Source organism: Martelella lutilitoris (assembly GCF_016598595.1).
Taxonomy (GTDB): Bacteria; Pseudomonadota; Alphaproteobacteria; order Rhizobiales; family Rhizobiaceae; genus Martelella; species Martelella lutilitoris_A.
In genome coordinates this window covers 2,772,120-2,788,966 of record NZ_CP066786.1, presented here as the reverse complement: position 1 = coordinate 2,788,966, position 16,847 = coordinate 2,772,120, and the positions used below count along the sequence as shown (strand labels likewise).

24 protein-coding genes are annotated in these 16,847 nt (G+C 59.5%); 23 read left to right on the top strand and 1 reads right to left on the bottom strand.

Going from position 1 to position 16,847, the window contains the following annotated elements; genetic code table 11:
- Nucleotides 1-30: 30 nt before the first annotated feature.
- From JET14_RS13300 to JET14_RS13245, 12 genes are read left to right on the top strand one after another with little or no spacing between them, the layout of a single operon-like run.
- Nucleotides 31-1,155, top strand: a complete 1,125-nt coding sequence (locus JET14_RS13300; protein ID WP_200338092.1) for a DUF2213 domain-containing protein — start codon at nucleotides 31-33, stop codon at nucleotides 1,153-1,155.
- A gap of 3 nt (nucleotides 1,156-1,158) precedes the next feature.
- Nucleotides 1,159-1,650 (top strand): structural cement protein Gp24, encoded by a 492-nt coding sequence (locus JET14_RS13295; protein ID WP_200334127.1) that lies wholly within the window; start codon nucleotides 1,159-1,161, stop codon nucleotides 1,648-1,650.
- Nucleotides 1,651-1,661: 11 nt separating this feature from the next.
- Nucleotides 1,662-2,585: a DUF2184 domain-containing protein gene (locus tag JET14_RS13290; RefSeq protein ID WP_200334125.1), complete on the top strand. Its 924-nt coding sequence runs from the start codon at nucleotides 1,662-1,664 to the stop codon at nucleotides 2,583-2,585.
- Between the two features lie 2 nt (nucleotides 2,586-2,587).
- Nucleotides 2,588-2,953 carry a hypothetical protein gene (locus JET14_RS13285; protein WP_200334124.1) on the top strand — a complete coding sequence of 122 codons (366 nt, stop codon included), beginning with the start codon at nucleotides 2,588-2,590 and terminating at the stop codon, nucleotides 2,951-2,953.
- Nucleotides 2,954-3,003: 50 nt separating this feature from the next.
- The gene (locus JET14_RS13280; protein ID WP_200334123.1) at nucleotides 3,004-3,393 is read left to right on the top strand and encodes a DUF4054 domain-containing protein; all 390 of its coding nucleotides are present in this window, start codon (nucleotides 3,004-3,006) and stop codon (nucleotides 3,391-3,393) included.
- Entirely contained in the window at nucleotides 3,393-3,824 is a 432-nt protein-coding gene (locus tag JET14_RS13275; protein ID WP_200334122.1) for a hypothetical protein, read from the top strand. Before JET14_RS13280 ends, JET14_RS13275 begins: the two co-directional genes overlap by 1 nt.
- Nucleotides 3,821-4,156 carry a hypothetical protein gene (locus JET14_RS13270; RefSeq protein ID WP_200334121.1) on the top strand — a complete coding sequence of 112 codons (336 nt, stop codon included), beginning with the start codon at nucleotides 3,821-3,823 and terminating at the stop codon, nucleotides 4,154-4,156. Before JET14_RS13275 ends, JET14_RS13270 begins: the two co-directional genes overlap by 4 nt.
- A complete protein-coding gene (locus JET14_RS13265; protein WP_200334120.1) occupies nucleotides 4,153-4,665 on the top strand; it encodes a phage neck terminator protein in 513 nt (170 codons plus the stop codon). Before JET14_RS13270 ends, JET14_RS13265 begins: the two co-directional genes overlap by 4 nt.
- Before the next feature lie 46 nt (nucleotides 4,666-4,711).
- Nucleotides 4,712-5,854, top strand: a complete 1,143-nt coding sequence (locus JET14_RS13260; protein ID WP_200334119.1) for a DUF3383 family protein — start codon at nucleotides 4,712-4,714, stop codon at nucleotides 5,852-5,854.
- 13 nt (nucleotides 5,855-5,867) lie between these two features.
- Nucleotides 5,868-6,302, top strand: a complete 435-nt coding sequence (locus JET14_RS13255) for a phage structural protein (RefSeq protein ID WP_200334118.1) — start codon at nucleotides 5,868-5,870, stop codon at nucleotides 6,300-6,302.
- 13 nt (nucleotides 6,303-6,315) lie between these two features.
- Entirely contained in the window at nucleotides 6,316-6,747 is a 432-nt protein-coding gene (locus JET14_RS13250) for a phage tail assembly chaperone (RefSeq protein WP_200334116.1), read from the top strand.
- 56 nt (nucleotides 6,748-6,803) lie between these two features.
- Nucleotides 6,804-6,941 carry a hypothetical protein gene (locus JET14_RS13245; protein ID WP_200334115.1) on the top strand — a complete coding sequence of 46 codons (138 nt, stop codon included), beginning with the start codon at nucleotides 6,804-6,806 and terminating at the stop codon, nucleotides 6,939-6,941.
- Here JET14_RS13245 and JET14_RS13240 read toward each other — a convergent pair.
- Complete coding sequence (locus JET14_RS13240) at nucleotides 6,931-7,251, bottom strand: hypothetical protein (RefSeq protein ID WP_200334114.1); 321 nt, start codon at nucleotides 7,249-7,251, stop codon at nucleotides 6,931-6,933. The genes JET14_RS13245 and JET14_RS13240 overlap by 11 nt on opposite strands.
- A 57-nt stretch (nucleotides 7,252-7,308) precedes the next feature.
- On the opposite strand from JET14_RS13240, the gene JET14_RS13235 reads away from it, so the two are divergent.
- The 11 genes from JET14_RS13235 to JET14_RS13185 all read left to right on the top strand — a co-directional run bounded on the left by JET14_RS13235 (nucleotide 7,309) and on the right by JET14_RS13185 (nucleotide 16,837).
- Complete coding sequence (locus tag JET14_RS13235; protein ID WP_200334113.1) at nucleotides 7,309-9,126, top strand: tape measure protein; 1,818 nt, start codon at nucleotides 7,309-7,311, stop codon at nucleotides 9,124-9,126.
- Nucleotides 9,126-9,704 (top strand): phage baseplate protein, encoded by a 579-nt coding sequence (locus JET14_RS13230; RefSeq protein WP_200334112.1) that lies wholly within the window; start codon nucleotides 9,126-9,128, stop codon nucleotides 9,702-9,704. Before JET14_RS13235 ends, JET14_RS13230 begins: the two co-directional genes overlap by 1 nt.
- Nucleotides 9,701-10,021 carry a phage baseplate plug family protein gene (locus JET14_RS13225; RefSeq protein ID WP_200334110.1) on the top strand — a complete coding sequence of 107 codons (321 nt, stop codon included), beginning with the start codon at nucleotides 9,701-9,703 and terminating at the stop codon, nucleotides 10,019-10,021. Before JET14_RS13230 ends, JET14_RS13225 begins: the two co-directional genes overlap by 4 nt.
- A gap of 66 nt (nucleotides 10,022-10,087) precedes the next feature.
- Nucleotides 10,088-10,921, top strand: coding sequence for a phage protein (locus JET14_RS13220; protein ID WP_432443036.1), 834 nt, complete (start codon nucleotides 10,088-10,090; stop codon nucleotides 10,919-10,921).
- A complete protein-coding gene (locus tag JET14_RS13215) occupies nucleotides 10,921-11,583 on the top strand; it encodes a Gp138 family membrane-puncturing spike protein (RefSeq protein ID WP_200334109.1) in 663 nt (220 codons plus the stop codon). The genes JET14_RS13220 and JET14_RS13215 overlap by 1 nt, the downstream gene beginning before the upstream one ends.
- A complete protein-coding gene (locus tag JET14_RS13210) occupies nucleotides 11,583-11,942 on the top strand; it encodes a DUF2634 domain-containing protein (RefSeq protein ID WP_200334108.1) in 360 nt (119 codons plus the stop codon). Before JET14_RS13215 ends, JET14_RS13210 begins: the two co-directional genes overlap by 1 nt.
- On the top strand, nucleotides 11,939-12,838 hold the full coding sequence (locus JET14_RS13205; protein ID WP_200334107.1) for a hypothetical protein: 900 nt from the start codon (nucleotides 11,939-11,941) through the stop codon (nucleotides 12,836-12,838). The genes JET14_RS13210 and JET14_RS13205 overlap by 4 nt, the downstream gene beginning before the upstream one ends.
- Before the next feature lie 2 nt (nucleotides 12,839-12,840).
- Nucleotides 12,841-13,629, top strand: coding sequence for a DUF2612 domain-containing protein (locus tag JET14_RS13200; protein WP_200334106.1), 789 nt, complete (start codon nucleotides 12,841-12,843; stop codon nucleotides 13,627-13,629).
- A gap of 10 nt (nucleotides 13,630-13,639) precedes the next feature.
- Nucleotides 13,640-14,158: a gp53-like domain-containing protein gene (locus JET14_RS13195; protein ID WP_200334105.1), complete on the top strand. Its 519-nt coding sequence runs from the start codon at nucleotides 13,640-13,642 to the stop codon at nucleotides 14,156-14,158.
- A 10-nt stretch (nucleotides 14,159-14,168) separates the two neighbouring features.
- Entirely contained in the window at nucleotides 14,169-14,729 is a 561-nt protein-coding gene (locus tag JET14_RS13190; protein WP_200334104.1) for a hypothetical protein, read from the top strand.
- Nucleotides 14,729-16,837, top strand: a complete 2,109-nt coding sequence (locus tag JET14_RS13185) for a hypothetical protein (protein ID WP_200334102.1) — start codon at nucleotides 14,729-14,731, stop codon at nucleotides 16,835-16,837. The genes JET14_RS13190 and JET14_RS13185 overlap by 1 nt, the downstream gene beginning before the upstream one ends.
- The last annotated feature ends 10 nt before the right edge of the window (nucleotides 16,838-16,847 follow it).

Below are 16,847 nucleotides of genomic sequence, written 5' to 3'. Positions count from 1 at the left end.
TAGAACCACACATTCAGGAAAAACGCTATGATGCAGTTCATCGACGCGGCCCCAATTGCGGGCACGCGGCGCACCGCTGACGGCTATCTCGTGGCAGAGGTCCGCACCGCCCGCACCGGCATTCAGGACTATGCCGGGTATGAAGTGGGCAAGCCTGCCATGGACCGGGTTCGTGTCTACCGGCCCGATGATCAGGTATTCGCACAGGACAGCATGGGCTCATACGCTCACAAGCCGGTGACGAATGACCATCCCGCCGAAATGGTGACGGCCGACAATTGGAAGAAGCTCGCGGTCGGCGCGATAGGTGACGAGGTGGCGCGCGACGGAGATTATGTCCGTGTGCCCATGATCGTCATGGACAAGGCAGTCATCGACCAGATCGAAGGCGGCAAGCGGGAACTCTCCGCCGGCTATGTCTGCGATCTCAAATGGGAGAGCGGCACCACGCCCCAGGGCGAGGCCTACGACGCCATTCAGCAGAATATCAGGATCAACCATGTCGCCGTCGTGGATCGCGGCCGCGCTGGTTCTCAAGCTCGCATCGGTGACGGTGCGTTTTCGTGGGGCATGCGCCCCGGTCACGTAGCAGACGAAAAGGAGGGCCAAATGGCCGACAATCTGCGCAAAGTGATGGTTGACGGGCTGCAGGTCGAGACGACCGACGCGGGCGCAGCGGCCATTGAAAAGCTCACCAACGACAAGGCTGTCGCCGTAAAGGCGCTGGCTGATGCTGAAGCGAAGCATGCTTCCGCCATCGCAGCCAAGGACGCCGAACTGGCACAGAAGGATGCCACGATCGACGATCTCAAGGGCAAGGTTCTGGACGAGAAGGCGCTCGACGCCAAGGTCCAGGCCCGCGCCGATCTGATTGCCACGGCCAAGACCATCGCCAAGGACATCAAGACCGACGGTCTGTCCGACGCCGATATCCGCAAGGCGGCTGTGGTCGCCAAGCTCGGCGATGAAGCGGTCAAGGATAAGGGCGAGGCCTATATCGACGCCCGCTTCGACATCCTGGCCGAAGACGCGGCCAAGGCCGATCCGTTCCGCGATGCCATGAAGGGTCGCGACACCACCAAGCAGATCAACGACAACGGTCAGTCCGCCTATGAGGCGCGCGTGGCCGGTGCATGGAAGTCGAAGGAGGCCTAATCGATGGCTATTCAGACCAACTATGCCGATAACATCGATGCGGGCCGCGTCGGTGCAATCGTCAATACCGAACCCTCGACGCTGATCTCCCGAACCGTTGAAGATGCCGCCGGCATCGCTTTCGGCCTTCCGGTCGCCCAGGGGTCGGAAGACAATGGCATCACCGCCACGCTGACCGGCGTGACCGAGCTCGTCGGCATCACCGTTCGCGAGCGTTCCGTCAACCCTGCCACGCCCGACAAGTTCGCTCAGTACGAAAGCGCTCGTCTGATGCGCAAGGGCGTCATCTGGGTGACCGTGACCGATGCGGGCGGCGTTGCTGCCGGTGATGCGGTTTGGCTCAATCTCGCCAACGGCACCTATTCCAACGCCGATGTCGGCTCGGGCGGCGGTCTCCGCCTTGCCGGTTCCCGTTGGGAAACCTCCGCTGCGAACGGCGCTCTTGCGCAGCTTCGCGTTGACCTCGACGTCCCGGCCGTCGCCGGCGCTGCCTAAGGAGCAACACAATGAACTTTCAGATGCTTGACGCACAGGCCGCGCTCGGTTTCGTCCTGTCGCAGACCACGCATATCGAGAGCGCCGTCAATGAGACGGTCTATCCCGATATCCAGTATCCCGAGCTGATCCCGGTCGACACCTCGGCCAATCCGTGGGCTCAGACCGTCACCTACTACAGCTCCGACAAGTACGGCGCTGCGGACTGGATCAACGGCAATGCCGGCGACATCCCGCTTGCCGGGACCGAGCGGGCCAAGTTCCAGACCAATGTCTACACGGCCGGCATCGGCTACGGCTATGGTCTGGAGGAAATCAGCCAGGCCGCAATGCTCGGCATCAACCTCGCCAATGACGATGCGATGGCCGCACGCCGCGCATACGAGGAGATGGTTGACCGCGTTGCACTGCAGGGCGATGCGACCAAGAATTTCGAAGGTCTCATTGCCAACAGCGCTGTGACTGCCGTTTCGGCCACGACCGGTGCATGGGCAACCGCCACGCCGGATGAAATCGTCGGCGACTTCAACCAGGGCATTACCGGTGTCCAGACCGCGACCAACTATACGTCGATGTCTGACACTGTCCTTCTGCCGAATGAAAAACTCAACTACATCGCCTCGACTCGTCTCACCGACACGTCGATGACTGTCCTCGAGTTCATCCGCCGGAACAATGTCTACACCGCCACGACCGGCCAGCCCCTCACGATCCGCGCGGTTCGCGGTCTCACGACGGCTGGCGCCGGTTCGACGGCTCGCATGATCACCTACCGGCGCGATCCGCAGGTCCTCAAGATGCACATCCCGATGCCGCATCGGTTCCTGCCGGCGTTCCAGAAGACGCCGCTCTATGTCGAGGTCCCCGGCATCTTCCGCCTGGGCGGTCTCGACATCCGCCGCCCCGCCGAAGTTCGCTATGTGGATGGCATCTGATCATGGCCAACATCGTTTCGAACTATCACGGCCCGCTCGGTCTTCCGGGCGGCGTCGTTCTTCGCCCCGGTGTCGCGGCCAATGTCGAGAACTGGAGCAAGATCAAGAACCACAACGTCGTGAAGCAGTGGCTTGACGCCAAGGTGATCGAGGTTCAGGGCGAGGAAGAAGAGGCCGACGATGGGGCCAAGGTCGAAATCCCGACCGAAGGTTATGCCGTCGTCTCTCCGTCTTCCGGCTGGTACGCGATCGCCCATAACGGCGAGATCGTCACCAAGAGCCTGCGCAAGGCCGATGTCGAAGGCTTCGACGACATGTCGGACGAAGACAAGGCAGCGTTTGTCGATCTTCACAAGCCGACGGAATGATCAATGGCCCGGCCGGGTGACTGGCCGGGCTTCACCTATGGAGCGCGCCTATGGCCTATGTCGAACCGACCGCAGCGGACATCAAGGCGCGGTATCCCGAATTTGCCGATGTGTCGGACACGCTGATCAATCTGATCATCGCGGATGCGGTGGTAGAAGTCGGTGAAAGCTGGTTGGAGCGCGATCGGCGCCGGGCGCAAATGCTTCGGGTGGCGCATACCCTGACCATGGAAGGCGAGCCGGGCCGCACGGCAAGCGGTGTTGGTGCGGCTGGCACGGGTCAGATCAAGCGCGACAAGGTCGGGGACGCGGAGACGGAATTCAATGTCGCCACCGCATCGGCCTCGGGCGATCTGAACAGCATCTATGGCAGCACGGCTTACGGGCGCGAGTTCTTGAGCCTGATGCGCCGGAACTTCCCCGCGATCCTGGCCGTGTAATGGCGCTCAGGGCTCGCGTGAGGCGCAAGACGCACCGCAAGCTGCATCCGATCCTTGGCGACACGAAAGTCAAGGTCGGGCTTGTCGCGGGCGAGGCGGACAGCGACAACATCGACAAGGCCCTGTGGAACCATTTCGGGACCGAGACGATACCGGAAAGACCGTTCCTCACGAACGCGATGCGGAACAACACAGCGGCCTATCGAAACGCAATGCGCATGGTCGCGGAGAAAATCCTTCGCGGAGAAACGACGCTGGCGATTGTTCTGGCAAAACTTGGTCTGAAAGCCGCCGATGATGTGAAGGCGGAGATCACCGCTTTGAGTGATCCGCCGAATGCAGCGTCAACGGTTACTCAGAAGGGATCGAGCAATCCGCTTATCGACACGGGCGAGATGCGCAACTCTGTGACATGGAAGATTGATGAATGACCCGTCTCGCAGGACTTGGCATTGACCGCCGTGCATGGATCGTGACGCGCGTTCGTGTCGCTGCGGGTGGATATAACGCAGATGGCGATTATGTGCCTGGAGCGACATCCTCGGACGAAATACGGGCTGTTGTGCAGCCGATCAGCGGAAACGAACTGAAGGACATGCCCGAGGGCATCCGAACCGAGGCGCGTAACGTGGCTTGGAGCCGCTCAGATATCCAGGTTGATGACGAAATCACGGATGCGGGCGTGACATATCGCGTGCTGTTCGTGTGGCCCCGTGACAGGGATGGCGAGTTCTACCGCGCGGCGATGGGGAAGACGACATGACCGATGAGGAAGTCTTTTCCGCCGCCGTCCGGTTCGTGAACTCGATCACGGGCCTAACCACGATCAAGGCCTATCAGGCAGGCCCGCGCCCGACGCCACCCTACTGCATGGTCAACTTGACTGGCACGGCAGAGGTTCGTGAGAACCCGGCAGACACGGAATACACCGATACCGGCGTCCCGAACCCTGAAGGGGAAAATGAAATCAGTGCCGCGCCAGTAATCGAAACGGAATGGCGCTTCTCGGTGCATGCCTATGGAGACTATCCGACAGGCATCTTGCGCCCGGTTCGCGCCGCGCTGCAACTGTCGCAGACATGGGAGCCGCACTTTCCGGCCCTGACCATGTTCGACGTGTCTCAGATCCGGCACTTGCCCGAGGTGGTCGAAAGCAAGTGGGAGCCGCGCGCTCAGATGGACCTTTTCATTCGCGGCTATGTCCGTGACGGCTTCGTGATCGATACTATCGACCAATACAGTGCAGAATTCCCCGAAAATCACGGGGTTTAACCGGGCCTGACGGGTCCATTTCCTTAAAATGACAGGAGCAAAGAATATGGCGAAACTGCCCTATTCAATGGTTGTGAACGTGAGTGTAGACCGCGTGAACAACTTCCCGACCCGTCGTGGCTTCGGGACCATTCTTTTCCTCTCGACCGTGGCGAAGGCTGGCATTGTCGACGCCACGACGCGGACGAAGCTTTACGCCTCGATCGAGGAAGTCGCCGTCGATTGGGCCGCGACCGATGATTTCTACAAGGCTGCGCTTGCAGCGTTCTCGCAGAACCCGCGCCCGACCTCAATCAAGGCGGGCTATATCAGCTACACCAGCGGCACATCGACGGAAAGCGACGTTCAGGACGAGCTCGACGCGATCGAAGCGTTCGATGGCGACTGGTATTTCCTGACCATCGACAGCGTGTTGCGCGACGAGGCTCCGCTTGACGGCCTGATTTCGTGGAACGAAGCCAAGATGAAGCAGGCCTTCATCGACAGCAACGATGACAACATGGAAAGCGCCGCCGATACGACCAACGTCGCGGCTCGGAACAAGGGCACCGTGATCCGGACCTCGGTCTTCTATCACACCGATGCGGCCGAGTGGCTCGCTATCTGCGCCGCTGCCTATTGCTCGACCCGCGTTTTCGATGATGCCAACTCGGCCTATACCCTCAAGTTCAAGGGCATGGCCGGCGTCCAGAACGTCAACCTTGGCAGCGCCGCGATCACGGCAATCACCGGCTTTGTGCCTGGCACGGGTCAGAGCGAGACGGCGGGCCATTGCGCGAACACCTACATCGATATCGGCGACCAGAATTTCCTCGTTGAAGGTTCGACGCTGACGCAGAACACGTTCATCGACGAAATCCACGCCTCCGACTGGATCGTGGCGCGCACGGAAGAGAAGATGCTTTCGATCTTCCTCAATAACGCCCGCGTCCCATTCTCCGATGTCGGCATGCAGATCCTTGCCAGCGGCCCGCGTGAGATCATGCAGGCGGCAGTGCGCGCCGGGATCGTCCCGCTCGATATCAACACGACAGGCGACTATGAGGCGGCTTACACGATCACCGTTCCCTCGGTCTTCGATGTGCCGGCCAGCCAGCGCAACGCGCGCATCGCCCCGGCGATCACCGTTGTTTTCCGATATGCCGGCGCGGTCCATTACGCGACCGTCACCTACGAGCTCAATTACTAAGGAGGCCTGACAGATGGCACTTTCATCCGCATATGGCATGGTCAACGTCTCCAGCACGATCGATGGCCAGCAGGTCACCGGTCTGTGGGATGGCGACGATGCAATCTCGATCGCTCCGATGACCGACAAGGGCACGATGCTTGTCGGGGCCGACGGTTCTTCGATCTTTTCCGTGTCGGCCAACGGCGGCGCGACGATCACGATCCGGCTGCAGCACAAGAGCCCCACGCATCGGCTGTTGACGCAAAAGCTTGCGCGACAGAAGGCGCTCGGCGGCGCGTTCTCCGGCTTCCCGGCGACCGTGTTCGATACCTCGTCGGGCGAAGGCGGATCGGCCGACCGGTGCTTCATCCAGTCCGCGCCGACCAAGAACAACGGGACCAACGCCACGGTTCGCGAATGGGTGCTTGTCACCGGCGAAATCGTTGATGCCGTCCCGAACGCATAAGGAGCGCTGACACATGGCGGAAAAAAAAATAGGCGGTCGCACGTTCAAGTGTGAGCCGCTTCTGGCAACCAAGGCTCTCGTGCTTCAGGGGCGTCTTGCCCGCGCTCTCGGGCCGGTCGCCGGTAAATTGCCGGCCATCCTCGCGGCGCGCAATGGAAACGACACACAGAAGGCAGCGGCGGACACGGAAACCATCGCCGCGCTTGTCGGCATCTTCGAAGCCCTGACGCCGGAGGAATATGCCGATCTGGTGAAAGACATCGTGGAGATCGCCAAGCTTCAGCGCCCGTCCGGCGATTATGAGCCGGTAGACCTCGACGGCGACTTCCATGGCGACATGAAGTCCGTCTTCCCGGTCATGTTCTTCGTGCTTCAGACGCAGTTTCAGGATTTTTTCGGCGACGCCCTGGCGAATGGTCTCCGAAAGACGACGGGCAAGGGCTGACACAAAAGCAGATCGAGCGGATCGCCCCGAACCTGAACCTATGGCTTGTGCGGCCAATGCTCGCCGAACCGCCGATCTACACAATGAAAGACCTTCGCGAGTGGGTGACCCTCGCGGATGTCATGGACGCGCATGAAATGCTGGATCTGAAAGGTGCGATGCAGGAGAAGGCGGAACAGAACGCTAAGGCGTGAGGCCGTACTTCTCTGCCATAGCTTTCTGCGATGCGCATGTCACGGATCGCTCCGTTTCGCTCATCGCTTGGAGCCTTATTTTATGGGCTCCGCTTCCGTTCTGGAAAAATGTTCGCGTCGTCTCATCCGAACCGGAAAGAAATCCGGCGACATATTCGCCGACCTTGGCGCTGTCGATGTCATAGCCGCAAATTTCAGCCGTTCCGATGATCTGGCCGAGCTCTCTGGCCTTCATTGCATCTTGCGGGCTTCCGGCGAGCGCCGAACCGCCGATCAGTACAAAATAAATCGCCGCAATCGTTCGTTTCATGTGGTGCCTCCGCATCTATGACGAAAATGTGGCCCGCCCGAGAGGAATTTTCAACCCATGGTCATTGACGAGCTTATCGCAATCCTCGGCTATGACATCGAGGGCGAGGAAAACCTGAAGCGGTTCAACCAAGGTCTAGAGACTAGCTTGAGGCGTGTCACGGCTCTTGCCGCTGCCATTGCGGCCGCTGCAGCCGGCGCGTTCGCCATGTTCGGCAAGTCGGTCATCACGACCAATGCGTCATTCGAGCAGATGACGGCGACACTTGAGACCATCGAAGGCTCTACGGAAAAAGCGCGGGCCGCGATGGATTGGGTGACGCAGTTCGCCGCGACCACGCCTTATGAGCTTGATCAGGTTTCCATGTCGTTCGTCCGGCTCCGGGCCTATGGCCTCGATCCGATGGACGGCACGTTGCGCAGCATTGGTGATGCCGCCGCCGCCATGGGCAAGGACATCATGCAGGGTGTTGAAGCCATTGCAGATGCGGCCCAAGGTGAGAATGAGCGCTTGAAGGAATTCGGCATTCGCGCCAGTGTCGCCGGGGACCAGATCACCTATTCCTGGCAGCAGAACGGCGAGACGCTGACCCGCACCGTCAAGAAGAACGGGACCGAAATCACCAAGGCGCTGACCGAGATCATGGACCAGCGCTTTGCCGGCGCGATGGAGCGACAGTCCAAGACCTGGAATGGCATGTGGTCGAACATGCTCGATCAGTGGACCATCTTCCAGAAGCGCGTCGGTGAAAGTGGCTTTTTCGACAGCATGAAGGAACGTCTCGGCGGGTTGCTTGACTATATCGGGCAGCTTGATCGTGAAGGGAAGCTTGACCAGTGGGCGCAAAGCATTTCGGATGCGCTCGTCACCGGCGTCGATGCCGTGACCGAAATCGTCAATCGCATTCGGCTGAACTTCAACACGATCCGCGAACTGATCGATGAGAACCGCGCGGCGTGGAATGTGTTCAAGGCGGCGCTTGCCGGGCTTGCGATTTTCCTTTTCCCGGTTTGGTCGGCGATCGCACTTGCCGCCGCTGCAGTCGATGACTTTCTGACATACATGCGCGACGGCGAGAGCGTTATCGGGACGTTCATCGATAAGATCCAGGAGTTGACCGGCGTCTCGGATGATGTTGCTGAGGCTCTTGGCGGGCTTGGCGCGGCTGTAGCTACGGCTCTGACCGCGGCTTTCATCTTGCGGCCCGGAACATTCATCAAGGCTTTTGGCCGCATCATCGTTGCCGGTATTGTCGCGCTTGCGCCTGCGATCGGAACTGCGCTTGCTACCGCCTTTGGCCTTCTGTCAAACCCTGTCGGATGGGCAATCCTGATCGGCGGTGCGGCGGCTGGTATCGTCTATCTCTTCTGGGATGAGTTCAAGGAGGCGTGGACCAACATCAATTGGGGCGAGTTCATCACGAATGCGTCATTCCCGTTGGCAAGCATGCTCTGGAACCTGTTCGCCGAAGAATGGGCTGGAATGAGCTTCTATGAGGCCGGAGCGGACGCGATGACCCGTATATGGAACGGCCTGAAGTCGATTGCCGGTTCGATCAAGGACTGGTTTGCCGGTCTCATCCCTGGATGGCTTGCGGAAATCGCTCCTGGCTTTGGTGCGGGAATGCCGACATCCGGAAATGACAATGGTCTGAACAATGCCGCTGGCAACATCGGCGCAATGATGGGCGGCATGCCAGGAAAGCTCGGCAGCACGGTTAACGACAACCGAACCTCGAACCAGACCAACAATGTCACGATCAACCAGAACGTGACGCAACCGACACAGGCGCCGGCGGCGGCAGCCACGGCCACGGGCAACGCGGTGACGCGAAGCCTTGACCCGGCCAGGATGAACGGAGGAGGCGGTTTCTGATGACGGTCATCGCCTTTTCCAATCTCATCGGCCCGGTTCCGATCAGCGTTTTTGTCAGCGAGAAGCACAACACGCGGCTCGGGATCACGGAAATCCCTGTCGAGACCGGGGCGAAGATCACGGATCATGCGGCGGTGTTGCCAAAAGTCGTGACGCTGGACATCGCCGGGGCAGCGGCGACCGCAACCTACAACGCCCTTGTAGAGTTTCAGGAGCGACGCGAGCCTTTCACGCTGGTGACCGGGCTCCGGGTCTACAACGACATGCTGATCAGCGACATCATGGTCGATCGCGATGCGACGTTCGGGTTTGTGCTTCGCGGGCGCGTCGAACTGAAAGAGATCATCATCGTGGATACGGCCTATGCCGCCGATCCGACCGGGGAGAACAGCAAGGCCGGCGCGGCGGGCGGCAAGAAAAGCACGAACGCGGCGCGGCCCACGGCGAATAACAGCGCATCTTCGACCACGCCGGCAATCACCGATCGCGCTGCCGGAACGGTTCAATCCGGTGATGGCACCGCATCTGCTGTCGATCAGAGCCTTGCATCGCGTCTTCTCGGGGGGCTGGCACGATGAACGTGTTCGAAATCCGCGATCATGCCGATCAGCAATTCGGCACGATCATCAACAGTCGTCGGGTCACGATCCGGTTGCGATACAACACCACGATTGACCGGTGGTCGTTCGATCTGTCTGTCGATGATGAGCCGGTTCTCTATGGTCGGCGCGTCGTGACCGGCATTGACCTTATCGCGGCGTTCGACTTCGGCGTCGGGATCATCTTTGCGTCGGTCATGCGGGACGGTGGAGAGCCTTCGCGCACTGGACTGGTTGACGGTTCGGTTCGGCTGTTCTCCGCGTCTGTGGCCGAATATGAGGCGGCAAACACATAGCCGCCGGAGGGTATCACAATTCGCCAATATCTCAGGAAGGTCCGCGCGAAGTTTTCGGGCGGACTGGTGATCAATCCGGGTAACGAGACCGGTCACCAGATCAGGATTGAATTCTCGATCAACAAGGGGATTTCGAGCAAGCAGAACTCGGCCGATATCAGGTTGTATAACCTGACCGAGAGCCATCGCAACGCCATGGGCAAGGAGTTCGACAGCATCACGCTCGAGGCCGGGTATATCCCCCCCGGAGACGACGGCAATGTCGGCGTGATCTTCAAAGGCGCGGTGCGCGATGTCGAGCACGAGAAAACCCAAGACGGCAACATCATCACGACGATCTCTTGCGGTGATGGCGACAAGGCTATCCGGAAAGCGACGATCTCGAAAAGCTACCCGAAAGGAACGCCGGTCAAGACCGTTGTCAAAGACATTTATGCCGAGATGGAAAAGAAGGGCATGGCGCGGGGAGAGTGGAAATTCCCCGACAACATGAAAGAGACCTTCGATCGACCCTATGCCATGTGCGGCATGTGCTCCCGCGAGCTCGATGTGATCGGCAAAGGGCACAAGTTCTATTGGAGCTCGCAGAATGAGACGCTTGAGATCATCCCCGGTGACGGGACGGTCGGCGGCATCGTGCTTCTGACGCCAGATACGGGCATGATCGGAACGCCGAGCATAACGGATAATGGCGTCCGGGTCTCATGCCTGCTCAATCCTGAAATCCGGCCCAATCGCCGGGTGCAGATCAAGAGCGACACGCTCGAAATGAACGCGTCGAACGGCATCTATCGCGTTTCCGAGGTCAGCTTTACTGGCAACAACCAGGACGGCGAGTTTCGCTGTGATCTGACCTGTGAGGCGATCAAGGGCGGAAAAGTTGACGAAGGGGTAAAATGATGCCCGGCTACATCGGAAAGGCTACGAACCGCCCCGAGGACACGATCGGACAGATCGCCGAAGGCGAGCGCAATGCAATGTGGGGCCCGATCCCCGGCGAGGTCCTCGACTATGACGCTGCGAGCGGCACGGCGACGGTGCGCCCGCTGTACAAATGGACCGGACCGGATGGGCAAGCGATAGACCTTCCGGACCTGTTCGAGGTTCCGGTTGATCAGCCCCGAACCGGCAATGCCGGGCTGACTTTCCCGGTCCCGGCCGGAACGCGAGTTATGCTTACCCCTCAGATGCGCGCCACAGAGGCGTATGAGGGCGGAAGCGATGCAACGGCCACAGATGCCCGCGCGTTCCACCTTTCGACTATGCGCGCTTCTCTGGCCGGAGGAGACAGCCTTTCGTCGGCATTGCCCGGCGCTGATGGCGACAACACGCATCTTCGGTTCTCGACGAGCGGCGAATTCGGGATCAAGGGAAGCCCGGATGGTAAGATACAGATGACCGGCGCCGAGGGCGACATCATCGATCTGCTTGCAGAGGTTTGCGAGACGCTTGGCGTTCTCACGACAACGGTAAGCAGCGGGTCTTCTGCCGGAACATGGCCAATCACGCAACAGGCAGCGCTTGCGGCTCTTGCGGCAAGGCTTAGAGCAATGGTGCTTTGATGAGCAGAACAGCAATCGCGATCGATCCGATGACGAACGATATCTATCTGGACGACGCCGGCAACCTTGCCATGGTCAATGACGCGGAAGCGATCGGCCAGCATGGTCGGCAGCGGCTCCAGACCTATTCCGGCGAATGGTACCTCGATACGGCCTGCGGCGTCCCGTGGCTCTCGGATATCCTGGGGCAGAACTATGACCCGGCGCTTGCCGAAAGCGTCGTCAAGGCAGAGCTTTTGAGCACGGATGGCGTGACCGGGATCGATGGCTTTTCTGTCTCGTTCGATCGTGCATCGCGCGGCGTCTCGATCCGCTCGATCACGGTCAACACGATTTATGACGAGGTGGCAACGGTATGACGGATTATGGTGTTCTCTCTTCCGGCTTCAACCGTAAGCCGCTTGCGGTCATCCTGGCGGAGATTGAGGCTGCGAATATCGAGGTTTTCGGGCCCGGATTGATCCAGACAGCACAAACGCCGATGGGGCAGTTGAATGGGCTTCGCGCCGATCTTCTCTCGCAGGTATGGGAGAGTTTCGAAGACGTTTATCAGTCCTACGACCCGGATCAAGCAGAAGATACGCGGCTGGATACTCTTGCTCGTCTGCGGCTTATTTCGCGCACTGCTGGAGAGCTTGATGAAAGCCTCAGGCAGGCAATCACCAATGCCGGCGCGGCAAACACGCGCGATGCAGATTTCTATCGCGCGATCCTGAATGTATCCGGCGTGACATGGGCGAAAATCCATGTCAACGACGACGATGCGACCGATGCAAACGGTCAAGATGCGCACAGCGTTTGCGTGGCGGTTATTGGAGGTGACGACGAAGCAGTCGCGACCACAGCCCGGCAATTCATCGTTCCCGGCATCGGTAGTTATGGGAACACGCCGGTTCCGACCGAGATCGATGGCGTTTGCCGAAACATCTTCATCATGCGGCCGACTGATATTCCGATTTTTCTTGAACTCGACATCACCAAAACGAACGGTGATGATGGATGCCCGCCGCCATCGAACAACGCCATTGCCGCCGCGCTTCAGGATGGTTTGAGCGGATCCAATCGCCCCGCGAACGGGCGCGACATCACGGAACACATGATCAGGACCGTCATCGCGCAGTCATGGCGGAATGTCGAGGTCACGGCAATCCAAGGCGCCCGCGTGGGTGACACGGCCACTGACCTTCCGATCAGCATCGACTTTGACGAAATCGCATCGATCGATCTGGATAACATTACGATCACGGCGGCTTGAGTATGACCATAGTCGACGATGCAATGGGAGAGGTGCTGACGCAGTACCGAGAGAGCCCAAAACTGCTTGCGCTGATCCGACATGATCTGGATGCGATGTACGACGTGTTTCAGCGGGCGCAGGCTCTTCCGAGAAAGTTCGATATCCTCGACGCTGAAGGCGAACAACTGACATTGATCGGCAAGCGGGTCGGTTTTCCGCGAGAGCATTGCATCTGCGTTCCTGTTCCTGTTTTGGGATTCGATTGCGCGCCGGGGAGCCAGAACGTCAATATCGTAGGATTTTGCGCCGGCGGCAGTTGGTATGCCTGCAATGATGCAGGTGAAGGAACCATATCGATTGAGGACGATGATCTATATCGTCGCCACATCATCGCGCGCCTCTATCAGATGCGACAGCTATGGGGCATCGACAGCCTGTCGGCTGCCGTGAAAGCCATTTGGGGCGAAACTGCCACCGTAACGAACATGGGCGGCGCGCGGGTCTGTGTTTCTCCTGGCCGGCTCCTGACAGAGATGGAGGGCCTTTTGATACAGGTGTCGTTCCGCGCGCTGCCGATCCCTCCGGGCATCAAAACCTATATCTCGCAAGCCACCGGTCAAGTTATCGGTTTTGGCGGTGGTTGGGGTGGGCTTTGTGATGGCGCGGAATGGCTGTGCCCGATCGAGTTCGATCCATTCGGGTGCGATTTCACATGGCAAAACCCTGAAACAACGCTACCGGAATTGTTCATCACGTCCGATGGCCTGATCTTCAACGCGGCAGATGGGCCGTTCTATCTCGACAGCTAAGGAGGCCTGAATGGCTGATCCCGTTTTTACAGATGGCGTTGTTCCGTGGAACTCGCTTGATGACACTATGCGTTTGCCGACCGCATCTGAGCTTCAGAATGGCTATCTGTGCGGGCCGCTTGATCTTAAACTCTTCAACTTCACGACGGCCTATGCATGGGGCCAGGTAGAGAATGCGATCATCGATGCTGGTCTTACCGTTGACCGCACTGATCTGACGCAGTTGCGTCAGGCGATCAGCGCACTGGTCGTTTCTGCCTTCACCGCCAGTCGATCGTTCACGGTTGCCGGTTGGCAGGTTTTTCCCGGCGGACTGATCATCCAGTGGCTTCAGGGCGCGGTCAGCGCGAACCCGACGGATTTCACGCTGCCGATCGCTTTTCCGAACGCGCATTTGCATGCCTTTGTCACGGAGACCGGCGCCGGTCTCATCCGCTTCGGCGCAGATCCCGTCAGTCTGACGCAAGTGAGGGCCTGGACCTCCGACAACGCCTTCGGCAACGGCCGCTTCCTGTGCCTTGGATATTGAGGAGCCTACCATGATTTACTGGTCCAACGCCGCCGGCGGCTTTCTTGATGATCGTCTCATCGTCGGAAATTTGCCCGAAGACGCAGTTGCGATCACGACGGAGCGGCACGCTGAACTACTGGCCGGACAGGCCGAGGGGAAGCGGATTGTCGCCGACGGGACCGGAACGCCGAACCTTGCCGATCAGCCGGCGGCGGATCGTGCCGCCACCTGCGCGTATCTTTCCGCCAGCGTTGACGCAGCGGCGGAGCTCGAGCGGTCTAAATACATCACCGCCGGCAGCGGCCAGGCTATGGCCTATATCGAAAAGGCCCGCCAGGCGGCGGCTTATCTTGCGGCGGAAGCGCCGGACGAGGCCGATTATCCGCTGCTTGTAGCCGAGGTCGGCATTACCGGCAAGACGGTGGCGAATGTCGCGACGGTGGTCGATACGGCCTATCGCGACTGGATCGTGATCGGCGGCGCCATCGAGGCCGCGCGGCTTGCCGGCAAGAAGGCGATTGCTGAGGCAGAAGACGCCGAGGCTGCACAAGCAGCGTATGACGCAATCGAATGGCCGGAGGCTGAATAATGGCTTGGACATCCGACAGAACCGGCGCGAGTATTGATGCGCAGCTTGATAAGGTCGATCAGAAGGCAGACCAAGCGGCCCTCGACGCGGGCCTTGCCGAAAAGGCGAACGTTACAGCGCTGACAGCGCATACTGGCGCCACGGACAATCCGCACGGAACAACAAAAGCCCAGATTGGTCTCGGCGATGTCGCAAACCTGGCTCCGTCTGCCATGCCCATATCATCGGCCCAGCAAAAGGCGCTGGACGATAATGCACGGGAAACGGAAACGGCGACAATCCGTTTTCTGCTCAATGACGGGGTTCCGGGGTGGGTCGCGGCCTTTGTCTCCAAGGCAGGCGTCATCGGCGGATGGAAGGATCGTGCCGGAACGTTCATGATGCGAACGTTTCGCACGCCGATGAACGAAACGTCCGATCTTCCCGATTCCAGTGCGATGACGCCGCTCGCCAAGGATATGGCCGGGAAAACGGCGATCGGCGTGCTCGGATCGGGCCAGACCTTTATCCATGATATCCTCGCCAAAATGCGCCGTTCGCCGCCGAGCGACCTGCCGGACAACAATCGCGGGACCGCTATTCTCCGCGATAAAAGCGGAAAGGTATCGCTGTCGCAAAAGTCTGACGGATCGCTTTTTGTCTGGCGCTTTACCGACGAGACGATCAAATACCTCGCGAAAGTTCTGGCGGACAAGCTCAACGTCAACGGCCAGCTTTTCTCGGGCGTGCCCGGCTACAACCACCGAAGCTTTGATGCCGATCATTACCTGATCACTATGCCGACCATGTTCGGCCCCGTGGATGTCGTCTACCCTAAATCCGGAACGGGCCTCGCCTTTGCGGCAACCAATGACTACTTCATCATTCTGTCATGCTCGGGCCAGTCCAACACGTTGGACGGCGGCGGATTTCCAGACCTTTACGGCTACGCGACCAAAGGTATCTACGATCGTCACCGCGCTTTTGAGCCTGACGGCCATCGTCATTTCGGAGACGGCAGCGGCTCGCCCGCGCCATGGCAGTCCGGGGACATTACCGCACTTGCGCCTGCGGGCCGGGACTTCGAGCAGGGCGGCATCAACCAGTGGACCCCGGACGTCATCCAGTTTTCTGCGATCGCAAACGACCAGTACGCCCAGCGCGCGCAACAGATTTACGTGCAGGTAACGACGGCTGAGGGCGGCACGCCGCTGATTGAATACCTGCCGGGCACGACCAAGGGCGACAGCATTCAAGGAAGCGTCGAGGAAACCGCGACCATGATCCAGTCGGTCTACGGCCGCAAATCGATCATGTATTCGCATTTTCTGATCGGCCATGAGAACGAAACCCACACCGGCTATGACAGCTATTCGGACGTTCTGACCGCGTTCGTCAATTATGTCTGCGGTTTTGGCGAGGATCTACCGGGCAACGTCGAAGCCGGTGTGCGACCGAAGGTGCTTGCCTATCAGCCCAACGACGCGACCACGGAAGCGCTCGGTGATATCAAGGCCTCCGCGCTCGAAACTCTGTCGCTGTCCTTCACGAACCCCGATCTTGTTTGCATCGGGCCGGTCTATCACGAGCGGACGACCGACGACGGCATTCACATGGTCGGCAAGTTTATGACGGCCGAATTGTTCGCGCATGTCCACGACATCATCCGCGACGGCGGCGACTACAAGCCGTTGCATGCCAAACGCGACGGTAGCGGCAACATCGTTTCGGCAATTCGAACCGGCACAACGATCGAAATCATCATCGAGGGGCCGAATGGCATCCTCGAGTTCGATCAGGATTGGCTCAATTTCGCGCTCGAAAGCCACGGGCTGAAATACGTCGATGACACGTCGTCGGCATCGATCGCGGCGGTGGAGCTTTACAGCTACCGCTCTTACCAGGACCGAAAGATCATCATCACGCTTGATCAGGAGCCGACCGGTACAAACCCAAAAATCGTCATTTCCGGGGTCGAAAACACAACGGACGAAGGCCATCCAGGCGGTATGACAGACATCTATGTCACCGGCCGGCCGAGCTTCTGGCACCCCTATTTCCCACAGTACACCACCTCGCACATTCGGCACTATCTGTGCCGCGACATCGTGCCTGTAACGACAGCCTAAAGGAGCATCA

Excerpts from the sequence above, each read along its gene's own strand:
- JET14_RS13235 (WP_200334113.1), top strand. The coding sequence starts at position 7,309 with ATGGTCATTGACGAGCTTATCGCAATCCTCGGCTATGACATCGAGGGC.
- JET14_RS13250 (WP_200334116.1), top strand. The coding sequence starts at position 6,316 with ATGGCGGAAAAAAAAATAGGCGGTCGCACGTTCAAGTGTGAGCCGCTT.
- JET14_RS13240 (WP_200334114.1), bottom strand. The coding sequence starts at position 7,251 with ATGAAACGAACGATTGCGGCGATTTATTTTGTACTGATCGGCGGTTCG.
- JET14_RS13255 (WP_200334118.1), top strand. The coding sequence starts at position 5,868 with ATGGCACTTTCATCCGCATATGGCATGGTCAACGTCTCCAGCACGATC.
- JET14_RS13285 (WP_200334124.1), top strand. The coding sequence starts at position 2,588 with ATGGCCAACATCGTTTCGAACTATCACGGCCCGCTCGGTCTTCCGGGC.
- JET14_RS13270 (WP_200334121.1), top strand. The coding sequence starts at position 3,821 with ATGACCCGTCTCGCAGGACTTGGCATTGACCGCCGTGCATGGATCGTG.
- JET14_RS13215 (WP_200334109.1), top strand. The coding sequence starts at position 10,921 with ATGCCCGGCTACATCGGAAAGGCTACGAACCGCCCCGAGGACACGATC.
- JET14_RS13265 (WP_200334120.1), top strand. The coding sequence starts at position 4,153 with ATGACCGATGAGGAAGTCTTTTCCGCCGCCGTCCGGTTCGTGAACTCG.
- JET14_RS13185 (WP_200334102.1), top strand. The coding sequence starts at position 14,729 with ATGGCTTGGACATCCGACAGAACCGGCGCGAGTATTGATGCGCAGCTT.
- JET14_RS13205 (WP_200334107.1), top strand. The coding sequence starts at position 11,939 with ATGACGGATTATGGTGTTCTCTCTTCCGGCTTCAACCGTAAGCCGCTT.
- JET14_RS13300 (WP_200338092.1), top strand. The coding sequence starts at position 31 with ATGCAGTTCATCGACGCGGCCCCAATTGCGGGCACGCGGCGCACCGCT.
- JET14_RS13200 (WP_200334106.1), top strand. The coding sequence starts at position 12,841 with ATGACCATAGTCGACGATGCAATGGGAGAGGTGCTGACGCAGTACCGA.
- JET14_RS13280 (WP_200334123.1), top strand. The coding sequence starts at position 3,004 with ATGGCCTATGTCGAACCGACCGCAGCGGACATCAAGGCGCGGTATCCC.
- JET14_RS13210 (WP_200334108.1), top strand. The coding sequence starts at position 11,583 with ATGAGCAGAACAGCAATCGCGATCGATCCGATGACGAACGATATCTAT.
- JET14_RS13290 (WP_200334125.1), top strand. The coding sequence starts at position 1,662 with ATGAACTTTCAGATGCTTGACGCACAGGCCGCGCTCGGTTTCGTCCTG.
- JET14_RS13295 (WP_200334127.1), top strand. The coding sequence starts at position 1,159 with ATGGCTATTCAGACCAACTATGCCGATAACATCGATGCGGGCCGCGTC.
- JET14_RS13230 (WP_200334112.1), top strand. The coding sequence starts at position 9,126 with ATGACGGTCATCGCCTTTTCCAATCTCATCGGCCCGGTTCCGATCAGC.
- JET14_RS13260 (WP_200334119.1), top strand. The coding sequence starts at position 4,712 with ATGGCGAAACTGCCCTATTCAATGGTTGTGAACGTGAGTGTAGACCGC.
- JET14_RS13245 (WP_200334115.1), top strand. The coding sequence starts at position 6,804 with ATGCTCGCCGAACCGCCGATCTACACAATGAAAGACCTTCGCGAGTGG.
- JET14_RS13195 (WP_200334105.1), top strand. The coding sequence starts at position 13,640 with ATGGCTGATCCCGTTTTTACAGATGGCGTTGTTCCGTGGAACTCGCTT.
- JET14_RS13275 (WP_200334122.1), top strand. The coding sequence starts at position 3,393 with ATGGCGCTCAGGGCTCGCGTGAGGCGCAAGACGCACCGCAAGCTGCAT.
- JET14_RS13225 (WP_200334110.1), top strand. The coding sequence starts at position 9,701 with ATGAACGTGTTCGAAATCCGCGATCATGCCGATCAGCAATTCGGCACG.
- JET14_RS13190 (WP_200334104.1), top strand. The coding sequence starts at position 14,169 with ATGATTTACTGGTCCAACGCCGCCGGCGGCTTTCTTGATGATCGTCTC.